Origin of the sequence: Acinetobacter apis, from assembly GCF_900197575.1 — a bacterium.
Taxonomy (GTDB): domain Bacteria; phylum Pseudomonadota; class Gammaproteobacteria; order Pseudomonadales; family Moraxellaceae; genus Acinetobacter; species Acinetobacter apis.
In genome coordinates this window covers 18844-35211 of record NZ_FZLN01000008.1, presented here as the reverse complement: position 1 = coordinate 35211, position 16368 = coordinate 18844, and the positions used below count along the sequence as shown (strand labels likewise).

Sequence of the window (16368 nt, the reverse complement as noted above, 5' to 3'; positions counted from 1 at the left end):
AGTTAGTGTTGTTTTACCATGGTCGACGTGACCAATTGTTCCCACGTTTACGTGTGGCTTATTACGTTCAAACTTAGCTTTAGCCATGATGACTTTCCTTTCTTAGTGCTCATGATGTTACTCATGAGCATTAGTTTTTTTAACTTAATATTAAAATGTCGCAACAGAGCAATTAAAAATTACTCGTCATCACCTTTCTTACCAGTTTGGAATTTAGTGATGATGCCTTCCGCCACGTTACGTGGTGTTTCAGCATATTTAGCAAATTCCATTGAGTAAGTTGCACGACCTTGAGACATTGAACGCATATGCGTTGCATAACCAAACATCTCAGCAAGCGGTACTTCTGCGCGAATTGCTTTCGTACCACCAGGTAGATCATCCATACCTTGAACCATACCACGACGACGGTTTAAGTCACCCATGATATCGCCCATGTAATCTTCTGGAGTTTCAACTTCAACTTTCATGATTGGTTCAAGAAGCACAGGATCTGCTTTCATGAAGCCATCACGGAACGCATATGAACCTGCCATTTTAAACGACAATTCATCTGAGTCGACATCGTGGTAAGAACCATCAAACAGAACCGCTCTAATGCCAACAATTGGGTAACCTGCAAGAACACCATTTTTCATGCGCTCTTGAATACCTTTGTCTACAGCACCAAAGAATTCTTTTGGTACAACACCACCAACAACTTCTTCAGCAAATTCGTATTCTTTTTCGCTATCAGCGCCCATAGGCTCTAAACGAACATAGACATGACCAAACTTACCTTTACCACCTGTTTGACGAACAAATTTACCTTCTTGCTCAACCGTTTTACGAATTGTTTCACGGTAAGCAACCATTGGTTTACCAATATTTGCTTCAACGTTAAATTCACGCTTCATACGGTCAACAATAATGTCAAGGTGAAGCTCACCCATACCAGCAATAATCGTTTGACCAGATTCTTCATCCGTACGTACACGGAATGATGGATCTTCTTTTGCTAAACGACCTAAAGCGATAGACATTTTTTCTTGGTCAGCTTTGGTTTTTGGTTCAACAGCAAGTGCAATTACAGGATCTGGGAATTCCATGCGCTCAAGTGTAATGATGTTTTTCTCATCACATAATGTATCACCTGTTGTAACGTCTTTAAGACCTACACACGCAGCGATATCACCCGCACGAATTTCTTCTAAATCTTGACGGTCAGCAGCGTGCATTTGCACAATACGACCAACACGTTCGCGTTTTGATTTAACTGGGTTAAATACTGGATCGCCTTGCTTTAACACACCTGAATAAACACGGATAAACGTTAAGTTACCCACGAATTTATCATTCATGATTTTAAATGCAAGTGCAGAGAATGGCGCTTCATCAGATGCTTCACGTGTTGCTTCTGTTTCAGCTTTATCGTCTAGAACCCCACGAATTGCTTGAACTTCAGTTGGCGATGGTAAGTATTCAATCACCGCATCCAGCATACGCTGAACACCTTTGTTTTTGAACGCAGAACCACATAGCATCACTTGAATTTCGCTTGCTAATGTACGAGCACGAAGACCTTGCATCACTTCTTCTTTAGAAAGATCGCCTTCTTCTAAGTACTTGTCCATCAACTCTTCAGATGCTTCAGCTGCAGCTTCAACCATGTTGACACGCCATTCTTCAGCAGTCGCAACTAGTTCAGCAGGAATATCACCTAATGCAAACTCCATCCCTTGAGATGCTTCATCCCAAATGATCGCTTTCATTTCGAGTAAGTCAACAACACCTTTGAACGTATCTTCAGCACCGATTGGAATAACAATTGGTACAGGATTCGCGCCAAGACGTGTTTTCATTTGTTCAACAACACGGAAGAAGTTTGCACCAGTACGGTCCATCTTGTTCACGAATGCTAAACGAGGCACTTTATATTTGTTTGCTTGACGCCAAACTGTTTCAGACTGAGGTTGAACACCACCTACAGCACAGTACACCATGCACGCACCATCAAGAACACGCATAGAACGTTCAACTTCAATCGTGAAGTCTACGTGTCCTGGAGTATCAATTACGTTGATACGGTGTTGCTTGAATTGGTTAGCCATACCTGACCAGAAGCATGTTGTAGCAGCAGACGTAATAGTAATACCACGTTCTTGCTCTTGTGCCATCCAGTCCATCGTTGCTGCACCATCGTGTACTTCACCAATTTTGTGAGATACACCTGTGTAAAACAAGATACGTTCTGTGGTTGTAGTTTTCCCTGCATCAATATGTGCAGAAATACCGATGTTACGGTATTGAGAAATAGGGGTTTGACGAGCCATGATGTCTTACATTCCTAATGTTATTTATAAAACAGGACGCATTAAGTTTAAAAGCTTAATGCGTTCAAATGTCAAAAATACAAGTATCTTAAACATTTTTTTTGTAAATGCCTGTTTTATCCGCTTAGAAACGGTAATGAGAGAAGGCTTTGTTGGCTTCAGCCATACGGTGCACGTCTTCACGTTTTTTGATTGCTGCACCTTTGCCTTCAGCTGCATCAAGCAACTCGCCAGCAAGACGTAAAGCCATTGTTTTTTCAGAACGCTTAGCAGCAGCATCTACTAACCAACGCATCGCTAGAGCAGTACGACGGGATGGGCGTACTTCCATAGGTACTTGGTAGGTAGCACCACCAACACGGCGAGCTTTTACTTCAACCATTGGGCGAACTTTTTCTAAAGTTGTTTCGAAAAAGTCAGCTGGGTCTACTTTATTTTTTTCTTGAACGCGTTCTAAAGCACCGTAAACGATACTTTCTGCAATCGATTTTTTACCGTCTTGCATTACGTGGTTCATGAATTTAGCGATTGTTTGGCTACCAAACTTAGGATCCGGAAGGATTTCACGGGCAGCGACTACGCGACGTCTTGGCATGTTAATACACCTAATAATATGACACTTCAGGATAATCCAGCAGTTTGTACAAGTGTCATGTACTGACGCTGGCCTTACTATACGTCGCTTGATTTCAATCTAAAGAAAATCAAACAAGCGAAACGCTAAAAAGGTTATTTCGTTTTAACGCCTAAAAATTATTTTTTAGGACGTTTAGTACCGTATTTAGAACGACTTTGGTTACGATCTTTTACGCCTGCGCAGTCTAATGAACCACGAACGGTATGATAACGTACACCTGGTAAATCTTTAACACGACCACCACGGATTAGAACAACACTGTGCTCTTGAAGGTTATGGCCTTCACCACCGATGTAGCTTGATACTTCAAAACCTGAAGTTAAGCGAACACGGCATACTTTACGCATTGCAGAGTTAGGTTTTTTCGGTGTTGTTGTATAAACACGTGTACATACACCACGACGTTGTGGACATGCTTTTAGTGCAGGAACTTTGGATTTTTCAACCAAAGTTGTACGACCCTTACGGATCAATTGATTCGTTGTTGCCATATGGCAATTCTCCCGTTAATAAAAAACCCCGGAAAAAGAGAATATAACTCTTTTTAAGGGCACATAATTGTAGTCAAAAAGCGGAGCATGGTCAATACAAGCAACACTTTCTGATCATTTAGATCTGATCTGTCTAATTTTTTTATTTAAGCATGTGCTTTTAAGCGCTGACACTATGCAATTTGATGCTGATTTTCAGTTCATAAACACGTAATTTAACGCTTCGAATGCCTAGCAAATTCAAAGCAGCACTTTAGCGTGCAAACAAGACAGCTTGATGAAAAGAACGTCCAATACATTTACTGCTGTAATTGGTTTACAGCCTGCTGATATGCAGCCAATGCACTTAGATCTTGTTCTGGATGTTGGATCAAATAATCTCGCGCGACTGAAAACACATGCTGAGCATTTTGCCCTGCATCTTCAATTAACTTCCAACTATAGACTGTACCAATTGATAAAGTGACTACAGGCGTCAACTTGGTAATGGCTGAGAGTTTAGGAACTTTACTCAATACGTTGAGATCAACATCATCAAAACGTTCATGAATAAAATTTTTAATCCAAGTTAAATCATTCTCTGAACCAATTAAACGTTGTAGCTCGGCAATATCTGAGCTTTTAATGGCATTAGACACTGTGCGAATTGCAATCAACAGCGTCTGTTTTTCCATAATGGAATCAAGTTGAATCTGTTTAAAAATAAATGCAACAATATCTTGATCTTCTGCTTTAAGCTCAAAGCCATAAGCACGGCCTGTTTGATAGACTGTTTTTAATACCAAAACAATCGATAATGGAATATCAAGCCCTGATCCGACTGCACCTGCTGCACCACATACCCCGCCTTGCGCTGCTGCCAAATATTTATTTTGTTCAATCAATGCCTGACTAACACGACCTGATCTAGAGACATCTTGCTTTAAATGATCTAAATGTTTAACCCCTGCTTGTTCTAAGACTTTATCGACTGAACTTAACTGCTCAGAAAACTGATTTAAACGCGTAAATAAATAATCAGAGATACCATCTAAACCCACAGGAGATACAAAACCAACAATTTGGCTTAAACGACCATGATGTCGGCCAAGAAGTTGGCGTGACAAATTCGGTACATATTCCCGAACAATACTTTGTGGCGTAGTAAATGCAGCATTCTTTTCTTCAGCTTGACCATCGATGACCTGTTTTGAGCGTCCAGCACCTGTTTGTACTGTTTTTTGCCCTCGACCACGTGCATTTAACTTGTCTAAACCTGCCTGACTGAGCTTTTTAGCCACCCCAAAAGCACCACTCAATTTATTTGTTGAGCGGTCACGGGTATAATTTGACATGGCAGTTCCCCTCTTCGTTTTTCTTTAAATTATTGATAAATACTAGAAGATAGCTGCTTTGATCACAACTTGAATATGTATCTTTTAGTTAAAGATGAGCTAATTGGTCGCAATTTCTATAATAATTGAAATAGACGTCTTATTTGCCATAAGATTTAAAAACGCTTTCTGCTATGATAAATCAAGATGATAAATATGAATGATATCAAAATCACACTTGATTGAACTCAATCACATTACTGAATTAGGAAGCATTGCAATGAAACGTGTTGTTATCACAGGTATGGGTATTAACTCATGTATTGGGAATACCTTAGACGAAGTCACTCATTCATTAAAAAACGGTATTTCAGGGACCCATTTAAACCAAGTACATGTTGATCTCAATTTTAAAAGCCATGTGAGCGCGTCAGCAAAACAAGACTTTGACCATATTGACCGTAAACTCAAGCGTTTCATGGGTGTATGTGCAATGTATGCATATAATTCAGCACTTGATGCCATTCAACATGCTGGACTGACTGTTGAAAGCCTTGGTGAAAACCCACGTTACGGTATTGTAGGTGGTTCAGGTGGTGGTTCAACAGCATCTGTGATTGAAATGAATGAAATTCTAGAAAGTAAAGGTGCACGTAAAGTTGGTCCATTTTTTGTACCACGCAATATGACCAATACAATCACTGCAAACTTAGGTACTGCATTTAAATTACAAGGTGTGGCACACTCTGTGGCAAGTGCTTGTGCCACGTCTGCTGATGCAATCGGCTATGCTTATAATTTAATTGCGCTTGGTAAACAAGATTTAATGTTGGCAGCAGGTGGTGAAGAAGACCATTGGTCACAAAGCTTATTATTTGATGCCATGGGTGCCCTAAGTAATAAATTTAATGAGACACCTGAATCAGCTTCTCGTCCATATTCTAAAGACCGTAGCGGATTTGTGATTGCGGGTGGTGGCGGTGTTCTTGTACTTGAATCTTTAGAACATGCTGAGGCACGTGGTGCAAATATTTTGGCTGAAATTGTTGGCTATGCTGCCAATAGTGATGGTGCAGACATGGTTGCTCCAAGCGGTGAAGGTGCAACACGTTGTGTGTTAATGGCACTTGAAGAAGCCAAACAACATGGCGTTGAGCAAATCGATTATGTCAACACTCACGGAACATCAACCCCAGCTGGCGATATTACAGAATTAAAAGCAATGGAAAACGCTTTTGGTCAAGGTAAAGTTCCTGCAGTCAGCTCAACCAAGTCAATGACTGGACATAGTTTAGGTGCAGCGGGTGTACAAGAAGCCATTTATTCAGTATTAATGTTAAGAAATAACTTTATTGCACCAAACATTAATGTGACTGAACTTGATGAAGGTACTGAAGGTTTTGATATTGTACTTGAAAAGCGTGATACTGAATTGAATACAGTTATGAGTAACAGCTTTGGTTTTGGTGGTGTCAATGCCTGCTTAGTCTTTAAAAAATGGGCAAACTAATTTAAATAGGACAACTTATGATGGATGCGCCATCTGATGGTTTTTTGTGGGTTAAAGCGCTACATATTATTGCTGTAGTGTGTTGGTTTGCAGCGCTGTTTTATTTACCACGGTTATATGTTTATCATGCCATGAGCAATGATGCTGTTAATCATCGCCAATTTGAAGTCATGGAACGTAAACTTTACCGTGGCATTATGTGGCCAGCCATGGTTGCTACGCTCATCACGGCGCATTTTTTAGTAGATTGGGGTGATGCTACACGTCATTACCATGAAGCATTGTGGTTTTATATCAAAGTTGGTTTAGTCGGTTTGTTGGTCATCTACCACTTGGTATGTGGCTATTACCGAAAAAAACTTATTGAGGATCCACATTGTAAGTCACATAAATTTTGGCGTATGTTTAATGAGCTGCCCACCATCATATTAGTCGTTGTTGTATTACTCGTTGTGATTAAACCTCAGTTTTAACTGGGGTTTTTTATTTTAATACTTAAAGCCATCTTCAAGCTGCACTTTATATTATACTTATCATTAAAATAAGTTTAATGATTACCTCATGATTACCAATACAAAACATTCAAGATTCCCTGAAATTGCCCTGATCTTAATTACAATTATTTGGGGAGGAACCTTTTTAATTGTGCAGCATGCGTTGACGTTAACGAGTCCAATGTTTTTTGTTGGATGTCGCTTTTTAATTGCAGCATGCGTAGTCAGTTTTTTTTCATTAAAAATACTTAAAGGAACCACTTTAAAAGATTTAGCAGCGGGTGCTGCCATTGGTGCAACCATTACTTTAGGCTATGGGGCTCAAACGGTAGGGTTACAAACTATTTTAAGCAGTGAGTCTGCTTTTTTAACTGCGCTATATGTTCCACTGGTGCCCTTATTTCAATGGGTTATGTTTAAAAAAGCACCTCAATGGTCTACATGGACAGGAATTATTTTTGCTTTTATTGGATTGGTTTTACTAACAGGTAACCACACCTTTGAGTTTTCTTTAAGCACAGGACAAGCTATTACAGTATTTGGTGCTTTTGCAATTGCTCTTGAAATTATCTTTATTGGGCTCTTTGCTAAGCATGTTAATTTGCAACGTGTCACCATTTTACAGCTTTTATTTGCATCACTCTTTGCCTTCATGAGTATGCCGCTCATGAATGAACATAGTATTCCTGAATTTTCATGGACATTGATTTTAATTTTACTGTCAATTGGTCTATCAAGTGCAATCATTCAATTTACTATGAACTGGGCACAACAATATGTTGACCCAGCTCGTGCCACTTTGATTTACGCAGGTGAACCAGTTTGGGCAGGAATTTTTGGTCGCATTGCAGGTGAACGCTTATCACCATATGCCTTAATAGGTGCTCTGTTTGTCTTAATAGGCATTATCATCAGTGAATTTAAACCAGAATGGTTCAAAAAACGCTCACGTGATTAATGCCTTATAAAGCATTAAAATGGGTTAATAATGCTGAAAAACAATCGATCGTGTCATCAGGTACGTATTCTGCTCGTTCTGCTGCGCTACCATAACCATAAGTCACTGCAATTGCAGGCATATGGTTGGCGTGAGCACCAATAATGTCATATTTGCGGTCACCCACCATGACCGCATCTTGGGCAGAAATCCCCTCTTTTTCTAAAATATAAGCGATTAATTCTGCTTTATTGGTACGATCACCATTAAGTTCACTGCCATAAGCAAAACGAAAATATTGTGCGATATTAAAGTGGGTTAAAATTTGCTGAGCATATATTTGTGGTTTGGCTGTCGCTAGATATAAATTATAGCCACGTTCCACCAAAGTCTGTAATGTGGCTTGAACTGTCGGATAAATTTGATTTTCAAATAATCCCACTGTTGAAAATCGCTCACGGTAATACACTAATGCACGTTCTGCCAATGTGTCATCTGTTGTATTTAATAAGATTTTGAATGAATTTTTAAGCGGTGGACCAATGGTCCAATCAATATTCACATTCGGATCTAAAGGCAAATCAAGCTTATTTAAAGCATAGCGTATACAACCATGAATTCCCTCTTTCGGGTCGGTCAAAGTACCATCTAGATCAAGGAGCAGATATTTCTTATTTTTCACATGAATTCCTTACATTTGTGATTAATCATTCGAAAAAAAGGTTAAGTTTTTTTATACTAACCGAAACTCTTATGTGAAGGATATTCTTGTGCGTGCAACCGTTCTTTGTTTTTCAGGATTAGATCCCTCTGGCGGTGCTGGATTACAAGCAGATATCGAAGCCATTGGTCAAAGTGGTGCACATGCTGCAATTGCATGTACAGCACTCACCATCCAAAACTCACAGCAGGTCTTTGGATTTGAAGCAACAAGCCAAACCTTGCTTTTAGCCCAAGCCAATGCTGTCGTCAATGACTTGCCTATTCGCTGTGTTAAATCAGGTATGCTTGGTACCACTGAAAATATTGCTGCATTGGCTCAGTTTTTAACAGCACATCCTGATTTTTTATATGTACTTGACCCTGTACTCGTTGCGAATAGCGGCGGCTCTTTAGGCGATCAGGCAACACTCGTCAAAGCCTTTGCCACCCTAATTCCATTGGCCACCATCATTACTCCCAATACTGTTGAATTACGTGCACTTACAGGGATTGACGACTTACAGCAAGCGACAGAAAAGCTCATCGATATGGGTGCGAAAGCCGTTTTAGTTAAAGGTGGCCATGAAGATACGCCAGATCATATTAAAAACACGCTATATATTGGCAAAGATAAAATTTCTGAAACCACTTGCCCACGTCTAGAGGGTGAATACCATGGTTCAGGTTGTTCATTGGCAAGTTTTATTGCCGGTCGTCTTGCACAAGGTGACACGTTGCCTCAAGCGGTAAATTTTGCAGAAACATGGTTATTTGGTGTTTTAGAACACGCTGAAAGTCCTGTACTTGGCGGCCAAAAAATGCCAAAGCGTTTTTAAGTTTAACAAGTGTTGCCTTTTTAAAGTCGATTCTTTTATAAGGCAACAAAATTTAACCGTTTCAACCAAATTCTTAAGCATTACTTTCATATTCAATTAAAAACTAAACGATTGATGATCAATTTAATTGCCTTCTAATTTACTATAATATGTAAAGTAAGCTTTATATTGAGTATTATATGACCTATTATGATGTAAAGCTTACTTTACACAAGAGCCAAATAATCATGAAAAGTTATAAATATGCTGTAGAAATAGTATCCGCACTCATACTTTATGTTTTGGTATTGGTGTTTTCTTTAACGTACTTAAAAAACAATGATATCGAACCCCAATTCAAGATTGTTATTACTTTATTGCCTGTAGTCCCTTTTTTATTCATGCTTTTTAGTATCATTAAGCGAATTGCTCAGCTTGATGAACTCCAATTAAAAATCCAGCTTTGTGCACTGACTTTTGCATCTTTAGGAACAGCATTTATTTCTTTTAGTTATGGTTTTTTAGAAAATATAGGCTTCCCAAATCTATCCATGTTTATGATCTGGCCGATAATTGCCTTGTTATGGGGAGTTGGAGCTGTAGTCGGTGTGTGGCGTTATAGATGAAAAATATTATTCCTAAATTACGAGAAACTAAAGGTTGGTCACAAGAGCAATTGGCTAAAAAGCTGGATGTTTCTCGTCAAACCGTTAATGCGATTGAAAAAGAGCGCTATGATCCAAGTTTGCCTTTGGCCTTTAAAATATCTGAAGTATTTGAGCTTTCAATTGAGGCTATTTTTCAAAACCAAGCTTAATCATTCATATAGCTAAAATATTAAATACTGCTTGAGGTTTTATCAACTCATCATGGTATTGATATGAATCACTTACAGATAATGAGCATAATTCAAACATCAAAAATAAATGAATATTCTATCTGATTCAAAAACGAGTATTCGATAAACTAAACCCCGTAAAATATAATTGAACAAAATGATAATGTTAATTTGAACCCAACTTAAACCAATGAAACTAATCATATTTATGCATATTGGTATAAGAATTTCTAAATTTGCAATACAAACGATTGAGCTATATTAAAACAAAGTTCACATGAAATTGCGTTATGATTAAAATTGATAATGTAGACAAAATATTCCAAATTAAAAAACAAAATATTTATGCATTAAAACATGTCAATGTTGACATTCCTCATCCCAACATTGTGGGTATTATCGGGCATTCTGGTGCAGGGAAATCAACCCTGTTAAGGCTCATTAATGGATTAGAGCAACCAACCCAAGGTACAGTTGAAGTTCTCGATTTACCTGTGCATTTAAACCAAGCCCAAGCGCTAAAAACACTGCGTAAAAATGTCGCCATGATTTTTCAGCATTTTAACTTATTAAAAAGTAAAACCGTATTTGAAAATATTGCCTTTCCCTTACGTTTAAATCACTTGAAAGAATCTGTCATTCAACAACGTGTGGAAAAATTAGCATCACAAGTTGGTTTAAGTTCACATTTAAATAGCTTTCCCAAGCATCTGTCAGGCGGACAAAAACAACGTGTAGGTATTGCTCGTGCATTGGCGACTGAACCAAAAATATTACTTTGTGATGAGGTCACAAGTGCTTTAGACCCCATGACTACGCATGAAATTTTAAATTTATTATTAACCATCAATCAAGAACAAGGCATTGGTATTGTACTCATTACCCATGAAATCGATGTCATTCGTAAAATTTGTGACCATGTCATTGTTATGTCTGAGGGTCAAGTGGTGGAACAAGGCACTGTAGATCAAGTGTTATTACAACCCAAACACCCTGTATCTCGTTCATTAATTTTAGAACCGATTACATTGGATGCTATTGGGTCAAATACAACCTCTTATATTCGGATTACTGCCATTGGAGATTTTGCCCAACATCCAAAATATGAGTCGTTCGCATTAAACACCAATATACAATTTCAAATGATTCACTCAAAAGTAGAACGTACAAAAACATCTTTATACAGCCAAAGTATTTTAGCCATTGATGGTGAGGTGGATCATCAAAGACATTTCATTGAAAAACTACAACAACACCAAGCCTATGTCGAAAAAATCACACCAACGGTCTCTTTGGATGCTGCTTAAATGAACGAATTATTTGCTAGTGTAGACCCAAATGAGCTGTGGGATGCCACAAAAGCCACAGTGACCATGTTGTTTTTTTCATTAATTGCGATTGTCATTTTAGGATTGCCACTTGGCATTCTTATGTATTCTTTTGCAAAAAAAAGCATTAAAGCCACGCCCTTTTTATATGCCATTTTGTCATTCTTAATCAATGTCATTCGGTCAGTGCCGTTTATTATTTTAATGATTTTGCTGATGCCATTTACAGCACTCATTACAGGAACCACCATAGATATTGCAGGTGTAATTCCGCCAATCACTGTTGCTGGTATCGCCTTCTTTGCGCGTTTAGTTGAAACCGCATTACGGGAAGTTGACCATGGCGTGATTGAAGCAGCTCAATCTATGGGAGCAAGTTATTGGCAAATTATTCATGGTGTTTTATTGCCTGAAGCGCGTGCACCTATTATTGCCGCCATTACAATCACCAGTATTGCACTGGTTGACTATACCGCAGTATCTGGCGTGATTGGTGGTGGTGGTTTAGGTGATCTTGCAATTCGTTATGGTTACCAGCGCTATGAAACTGGAATTATGATTGTGACGGTGGTGTTGCTCATTTTAATTGTGCAAATGATTCAGCTGCTCGGCAATCGACTCGTCATTTATTTTTCAAGACATTACTAATCTAAAACAACACAAGGAAATGAGTTTATGCATTTTTTAAAAAGAATTGCTTTTGCAGTTGGCGTATCTACAATTGCCCTTCATGCATTTGCCAATCAAACCATCACCATTGGTGCAAGTGCCACACCACATGGTGTTATTTTAGAACATATTAAGCCTGAACTTGCTAAACAAGGTATTGATTTAAAAATAAAAATATATTCTGATTATATTCAACCCAATGCCCAGTTGGTCTCTAAGAAAATTGATGCCAATTATTACCAATATCGACCATTTTTAAATCAATTCAACAGTAAAACACAATCTCATCTTGTCCCTATTGTGCCTGTTCATATCGAGCCTTTTGTGTTGTATTCAACTAAAATTAATAACCTTAAACAAATTTCACAAGGTGCTACTGTTGCAATACCAAGTGATCCTGTGAATGGAGGCCGAGGTTTATTACTGTTGTCTAAACTGAACTTAATTACATTAAAACCAGGTTTTAGACAGCCTATTTTACCAACAGATCCTTTACCCACGGTGCGTGATATTGCAACCAATCCTAAAAATCTAAAAATTAAAGAACTTGATTCTGCTATGTTGCCAAGAATCTTAAATCAAGTTGAGTTGGCTGCATTAAATGGTAATTATGTTTTAGAGGCTAAACTTGATATTAAAAAATCACTTTATATCGAACGTGGTCAAGACGGAAAAAACATTTGGGCTGAATATTTAGTGACTCGACCTGAAGACCAAAACAATCCAGCCATTAAAAAAGTAGCACAAGCATTAAATAGTGCAGATACTCGTCAATTTATTATTAAGAATTTTAAAGGTGAAATTTATCCAGCATTTTAATGCTAGGCGGTTTAATCATCGCATCAAGCACATGGATTAAAACTTGATGAGATCTATCTATATCTTTGATCTCATCACTGTATAATAATTTCTATATTGTGCAGTTATTTTCGCTCACTTCACGTCTATGAGCATTTCATCTTACTTTTGAACATTGGTCTCTAAATTCAATAATATTTTTTTATTCTCTAAGCCACTCGCAAAGCCCCCTAATGTGCCATTGCTTGCAATCACACGATGACATGGCACAATAATCGACAATGGGTTATGCCCTATCGCACTTGCAACAGCACGCACAGCTGTGGGCTGTCCAATGGCATTTGCCATCCATGCATAACTTACTGTTTCTCCAAAAGGAATATCATTTAGTTTTTCCCAAACACGTTTTTGAAATGATGTACCTTGCCAAAAACTAAAGGGAACTAAAAACGTCTCTAACTGTTGGTTAAAATAAGCCTCAAGTTCAGATTGAGCTTGTAATAATATATGGTGAGATACATCTTCATGATAGTCATGTCCTGCATACGGCGTTTTACTGTCATCCAACCAACAAATAGCCACTAAGGCATGCTCATGAGCAATCAGTTTCAGTTGTCCAACAGGACTTGGCATCAATAGTTGATAAAGTTGCATTTGTCTTTCCATTTACCTTGAACCGTCTTCTAGCATCTTAAAGCATATTCATTCATCCCAAAATAAAAGATGGTTACAGTGAACTATAACCATCTTTTCAAAGGAGTCGTGAATACTAAAAGCGCAGTAATATGCCTGCACCATAATACATGCCAGACTCTGACTCTGTTTTATGTTGCCAAGCGGTATCTTTTAAACCTTTTTCATAACGATAAGCAACATCAATAAATGGCATTACCCGTCGATTCATCTCATAACGGGTTTGTATCCCAATTTCAGCATCTGATAAACCGGTTTGATTGGCTGATTTAGATTCGTCTTGAGCCACAATGGTTGCACTCAAATATGGCTGTGCAATCAGCTTTTGAGTAAACAAAACATCACGAGTCATCTTCAATTCCATTGCCACATATTGATGCTGTCCTACATATAAATAAGCATCTGTTTCAAAAAAATACGGCGCTAAACCTTGAATACCGACCACAGCATCTACAGCACGTTGATCAAAGGCTTTATTTTTATCTTGGCGATAACGTACCCCTGCTTGTGCATCCCAAAATGTGGCTATATTCCGACTGTACAATGCAGCCAAATCACCCTGATACTTTTCATTATCCGCTTTAGATACATTGGCTTCGATAAACAGTTTATTTTCATCTGTACCAATCCAACTGGTCAATGAAGAAGAAAACTCACCTTGTCCATGCCGATCTTGCATCCATTTATTTTCAAATAAAGTGTCGGTATATATTTCATTGCCATGTTCATGTGAATGATTCAAATCCATACGCTTTAATTGAGCTGTATTCTGTGTAGGCGATACATTTTGGTTTTTAGTCATCAACGATGATGTTTCCGTTTCTGCAGACCGTGCCATTTGTGAAACAGCCGCCACGGACAAAAGGCAAAGCATAAGCTTAGTGATGCGCATGATGTGCCCCCTGACTTGATGATTGCGGCTGCGAAATCTCTTGCATACTTGACATGTCATGCCCTGAATGTGAGGCAGATGGATGACTTTCAACCGTATTTGCAACAATCAGTTTATTCATCATGCCTGAAGTCATGTGATACAACAAATGACAATGAATTGCCCACTCACCAAGTTCATCTGCAGTCAGTAATACGCTGACTGTTTTACCTGGTGGCACAATCACAGTATGTTTATTAGGCATACTTTGGGCAGGCTGCCCATTTTCCAATTGCACAAACATGCCATGTAAATGCATTGGATGCGCCATCATTGTATTATTCACAAAAGTTAAGCGGACCCGCTCACCATATTTCACTTGAAGTGGTGTAGCCTGATTATACTTTTTGCCATTTAGCATCCAAATATAACGTTCCATATTGCCATCTAACGTCATGACAATGGTTTGATCCGGCTGACGGAGGTCTTTTTGTGGGGTTAATGATTGCAAATCTTGATACTGCAACATTTTTAAACCTTTGGGCGTGCTTGCATTTGCCCAACCATCAGGCGATGTGGCATTAGTCTCACCTGTATTGGTATCACTCATGTCATGGTTCATTTTCGACATATCGTGATCCATGCCTTTCATATCACCCATGTCATGATTCATCTTCGACATATCATGATCCATGCCTTTCATATCACCCATGTCATGATTCATCTTCGACATATCATGATCCATGCCTTTCATGTCACTCATGTCGTGGTTCATCTTCGACATGTCATGATCCATACCTTTCATATCACCCATGTCGTGGTTCATCTTCGACATATCATGCGAATCATGAGCCATTCCCATATCTGCCATATTTAATAATGCACGCGGGCGATGTGCTGGTGTTGGTAAGATCACTAAAGGCTGTGTAGTCTGATGCAATGTACCTAAAGCAAAACCACTGCGGTCGATAGATTCTGCTTGGATCTGATAATTGCTGTCTTTGGGTTCTACAATCACATCATAGGTTTCACTGGCGCCGAAACGGAACTCATCGACCACTACAGGCTTAACAGGTTGACCATCTGCGGCCACTACCGTCATTTTTAAATTTGGAATGCGTACATCAAAAAATGACATGGCTGAAGCATTAATAAATCGTAATCTGACTTTATCGCCTCGATTAAATTCACCAATCCAATTCTTGGTCGGTGTATAGCCATTCATTAAAAAAGTATAGCCGGTAACATCGCTTAAATCCGTTTTTAACATGCGCATTTGGTTCCACATTTTACGGTCTTGCCATGTCGTTTTTACGCCTGTGTTTTGAACTTGTCGCATCACATCAAAAATGGTTTCACGGCGGTTTTGATAATACTCAGCAGATTTTTTTAAATTTGCCATAATGGCTTGGCTTGATGATGGATGAAAGTCCGATAACGTCACTACATAATCTTGTTGTGTATTTTCATGTAGAGCGAGGGGCTTTCTGTCTTTGGGATAAATAATAAATGCCCCATACACACCATCTTGCTCTTGACCTTGACTGTGTGCGTGATACCAATAGGTGCCGTTTTGACGAATTTTAAAACGATAAACAAATGTACCATTTGGCTGAATCTCTTGAAAGCCACCAAGGCCTGGTACACCGTCCATTACATTTGGCAAAAGCAAGCCATGCCAATGCAATGAGGATGCTTGATTTTTTAACTGGTTATGAACATAAATAACAGCGTCATCACCTTCTTCAAAAGTTAATGTTGGTGCGGGGAGCTGACCATTGACAAGGATTTTCTTAACCGGCTTCCCTGTCACATCAACCACTTTTTCATCAATGTTTAAATGATATTCACGAACCTGTGCAACAGCCAATTGGCTAAATAACACACACAGGCTAAAAAGACCTATACGTAGGGTATTCAAAGACATGCGCTTACCTTTATCTATAATAAATGAATAATA

At 38.7% G+C, this 16368-nt stretch carries 18 protein-coding genes; 9 read left to right on the top strand and 9 right to left on the bottom strand.

All coding sequences use genetic code 11. From position 1 onward, the window contains the following. The 5 genes from CFY84_RS11045 to CFY84_RS11025 form a co-directional block, all read right to left on the bottom strand. On the bottom strand, positions 1–87 hold an 87-nt coding region (locus CFY84_RS11045; protein WP_001029592.1), incomplete at its 3' end, for a GTP-binding protein. Positions 88–179: 92 nt separating this feature from the next. Further along, entirely contained in the window at positions 180–2312 is a 2133-nt protein-coding gene (gene fusA, locus CFY84_RS11040; RefSeq protein ID WP_088824408.1) for an elongation factor G, read from the bottom strand. A 124-nt stretch (positions 2313–2436) separates the two neighbouring features. Beyond that, the gene (gene rpsG, locus CFY84_RS11035) at positions 2437–2907 is read right to left on the bottom strand and encodes a 30S ribosomal protein S7 (RefSeq protein ID WP_088824407.1); all 471 of its coding nucleotides are present in this window, start codon (positions 2905–2907) and stop codon (positions 2437–2439) included. A gap of 158 nt (positions 2908–3065) precedes the next feature. After that, entirely contained in the window at positions 3066–3440 is a 375-nt protein-coding gene (rpsL, locus tag CFY84_RS11030) for a 30S ribosomal protein S12 (RefSeq protein ID WP_002050319.1), read from the bottom strand. 299 nt (positions 3441–3739) lie between these two features. Next, on the bottom strand, positions 3740–4774 hold the full coding sequence (locus CFY84_RS11025) for an EcsC family protein (RefSeq protein WP_088824406.1): 1035 nt from the start codon (positions 4772–4774) through the stop codon (positions 3740–3742). A 259-nt stretch (positions 4775–5033) separates the two neighbouring features. Between CFY84_RS11025 and CFY84_RS11020 the strand changes: the two genes are divergently transcribed. The 3 genes from CFY84_RS11020 to CFY84_RS11010 all read left to right on the top strand — a co-directional run bounded on the left by CFY84_RS11020 (position 5034) and on the right by CFY84_RS11010 (position 7715). Further along, positions 5034–6263, top strand: coding sequence for a beta-ketoacyl synthase N-terminal-like domain-containing protein (locus tag CFY84_RS11020; protein ID WP_088824410.1), 1230 nt, complete (start codon positions 5034–5036; stop codon positions 6261–6263). A gap of 20 nt (positions 6264–6283) precedes the next feature. Beyond that, positions 6284–6736 (top strand): protoporphyrinogen oxidase HemJ, encoded by a 453-nt coding sequence (gene hemJ, locus CFY84_RS11015; protein ID WP_088824405.1) that lies wholly within the window; start codon positions 6284–6286, stop codon positions 6734–6736. A gap of 88 nt (positions 6737–6824) precedes the next feature. Continuing rightward, on the top strand, positions 6825–7715 hold the full coding sequence (locus CFY84_RS11010) for a DMT family transporter (RefSeq protein ID WP_088824404.1): 891 nt from the start codon (positions 6825–6827) through the stop codon (positions 7713–7715). A gap of 4 nt (positions 7716–7719) precedes the next feature. Here CFY84_RS11010 and CFY84_RS11005 read toward each other — a convergent pair whose 3' ends face one another. Continuing rightward, positions 7720–8376: an HAD hydrolase-like protein gene (locus CFY84_RS11005; RefSeq protein WP_407640208.1), complete on the bottom strand. Its 657-nt coding sequence runs from the start codon at positions 8374–8376 to the stop codon at positions 7720–7722. Between the two features lie 88 nt (positions 8377–8464). Here CFY84_RS11005 and CFY84_RS11000 point away from each other — a divergent pair, with 88 nt between their 5' ends. From CFY84_RS11000 to CFY84_RS10975, 6 genes are all read left to right on the top strand, one after another. Beyond that, positions 8465–9232: a hydroxymethylpyrimidine/phosphomethylpyrimidine kinase gene (locus CFY84_RS11000; RefSeq protein ID WP_088824402.1), complete on the top strand. Its 768-nt coding sequence runs from the start codon at positions 8465–8467 to the stop codon at positions 9230–9232. 227 nt (positions 9233–9459) lie between these two features. Next, positions 9460–9837 (top strand): hypothetical protein, encoded by a 378-nt coding sequence (locus tag CFY84_RS10995; RefSeq protein WP_088824409.1) that lies wholly within the window; start codon positions 9460–9462, stop codon positions 9835–9837. Further along, positions 9834–10028 (top strand): helix-turn-helix transcriptional regulator, encoded by a 195-nt coding sequence (locus CFY84_RS10990; protein WP_088824401.1) that lies wholly within the window; start codon positions 9834–9836, stop codon positions 10026–10028. Before CFY84_RS10995 ends, CFY84_RS10990 begins: the two co-directional genes overlap by 4 nt. Before the next feature lie 311 nt (positions 10029–10339). Further along, positions 10340–11356, top strand: coding sequence for a methionine ABC transporter ATP-binding protein (locus CFY84_RS10985; RefSeq protein ID WP_088824400.1), 1017 nt, complete (start codon positions 10340–10342; stop codon positions 11354–11356). Further along, positions 11357–12025 carry a methionine ABC transporter permease gene (locus tag CFY84_RS10980; RefSeq protein WP_088824399.1) on the top strand — a complete coding sequence of 223 codons (669 nt, stop codon included), beginning with the start codon at positions 11357–11359 and terminating at the stop codon, positions 12023–12025. A gap of 27 nt (positions 12026–12052) precedes the next feature. After that, on the top strand, positions 12053–12865 hold the full coding sequence (locus CFY84_RS10975; protein ID WP_088824398.1) for a MetQ/NlpA family ABC transporter substrate-binding protein: 813 nt from the start codon (positions 12053–12055) through the stop codon (positions 12863–12865). Positions 12866–13006: 141 nt separating this feature from the next. On the opposite strand, the gene CFY84_RS10970 is transcribed toward CFY84_RS10975, so the two are convergent. From CFY84_RS10970 to CFY84_RS10960, 3 genes are all read right to left on the bottom strand, one after another. Continuing rightward, positions 13007–13498, bottom strand: coding sequence for a methylated-DNA--[protein]-cysteine S-methyltransferase (locus tag CFY84_RS10970; protein WP_088824397.1), 492 nt, complete (start codon positions 13496–13498; stop codon positions 13007–13009). 115 nt (positions 13499–13613) lie between these two features. Then, positions 13614–14429 (bottom strand): copper resistance protein B, encoded by an 816-nt coding sequence (locus tag CFY84_RS10965; RefSeq protein WP_088824396.1) that lies wholly within the window; start codon positions 14427–14429, stop codon positions 13614–13616. Beyond that, a complete protein-coding gene (locus CFY84_RS10960) occupies positions 14416–16335 on the bottom strand; it encodes a copper resistance system multicopper oxidase (RefSeq protein WP_088824395.1) in 1920 nt (639 codons plus the stop codon). The genes CFY84_RS10965 and CFY84_RS10960 overlap by 14 nt, the downstream gene beginning before the upstream one ends. Between the last annotated feature and the right edge of the window lie 33 nt (positions 16336–16368).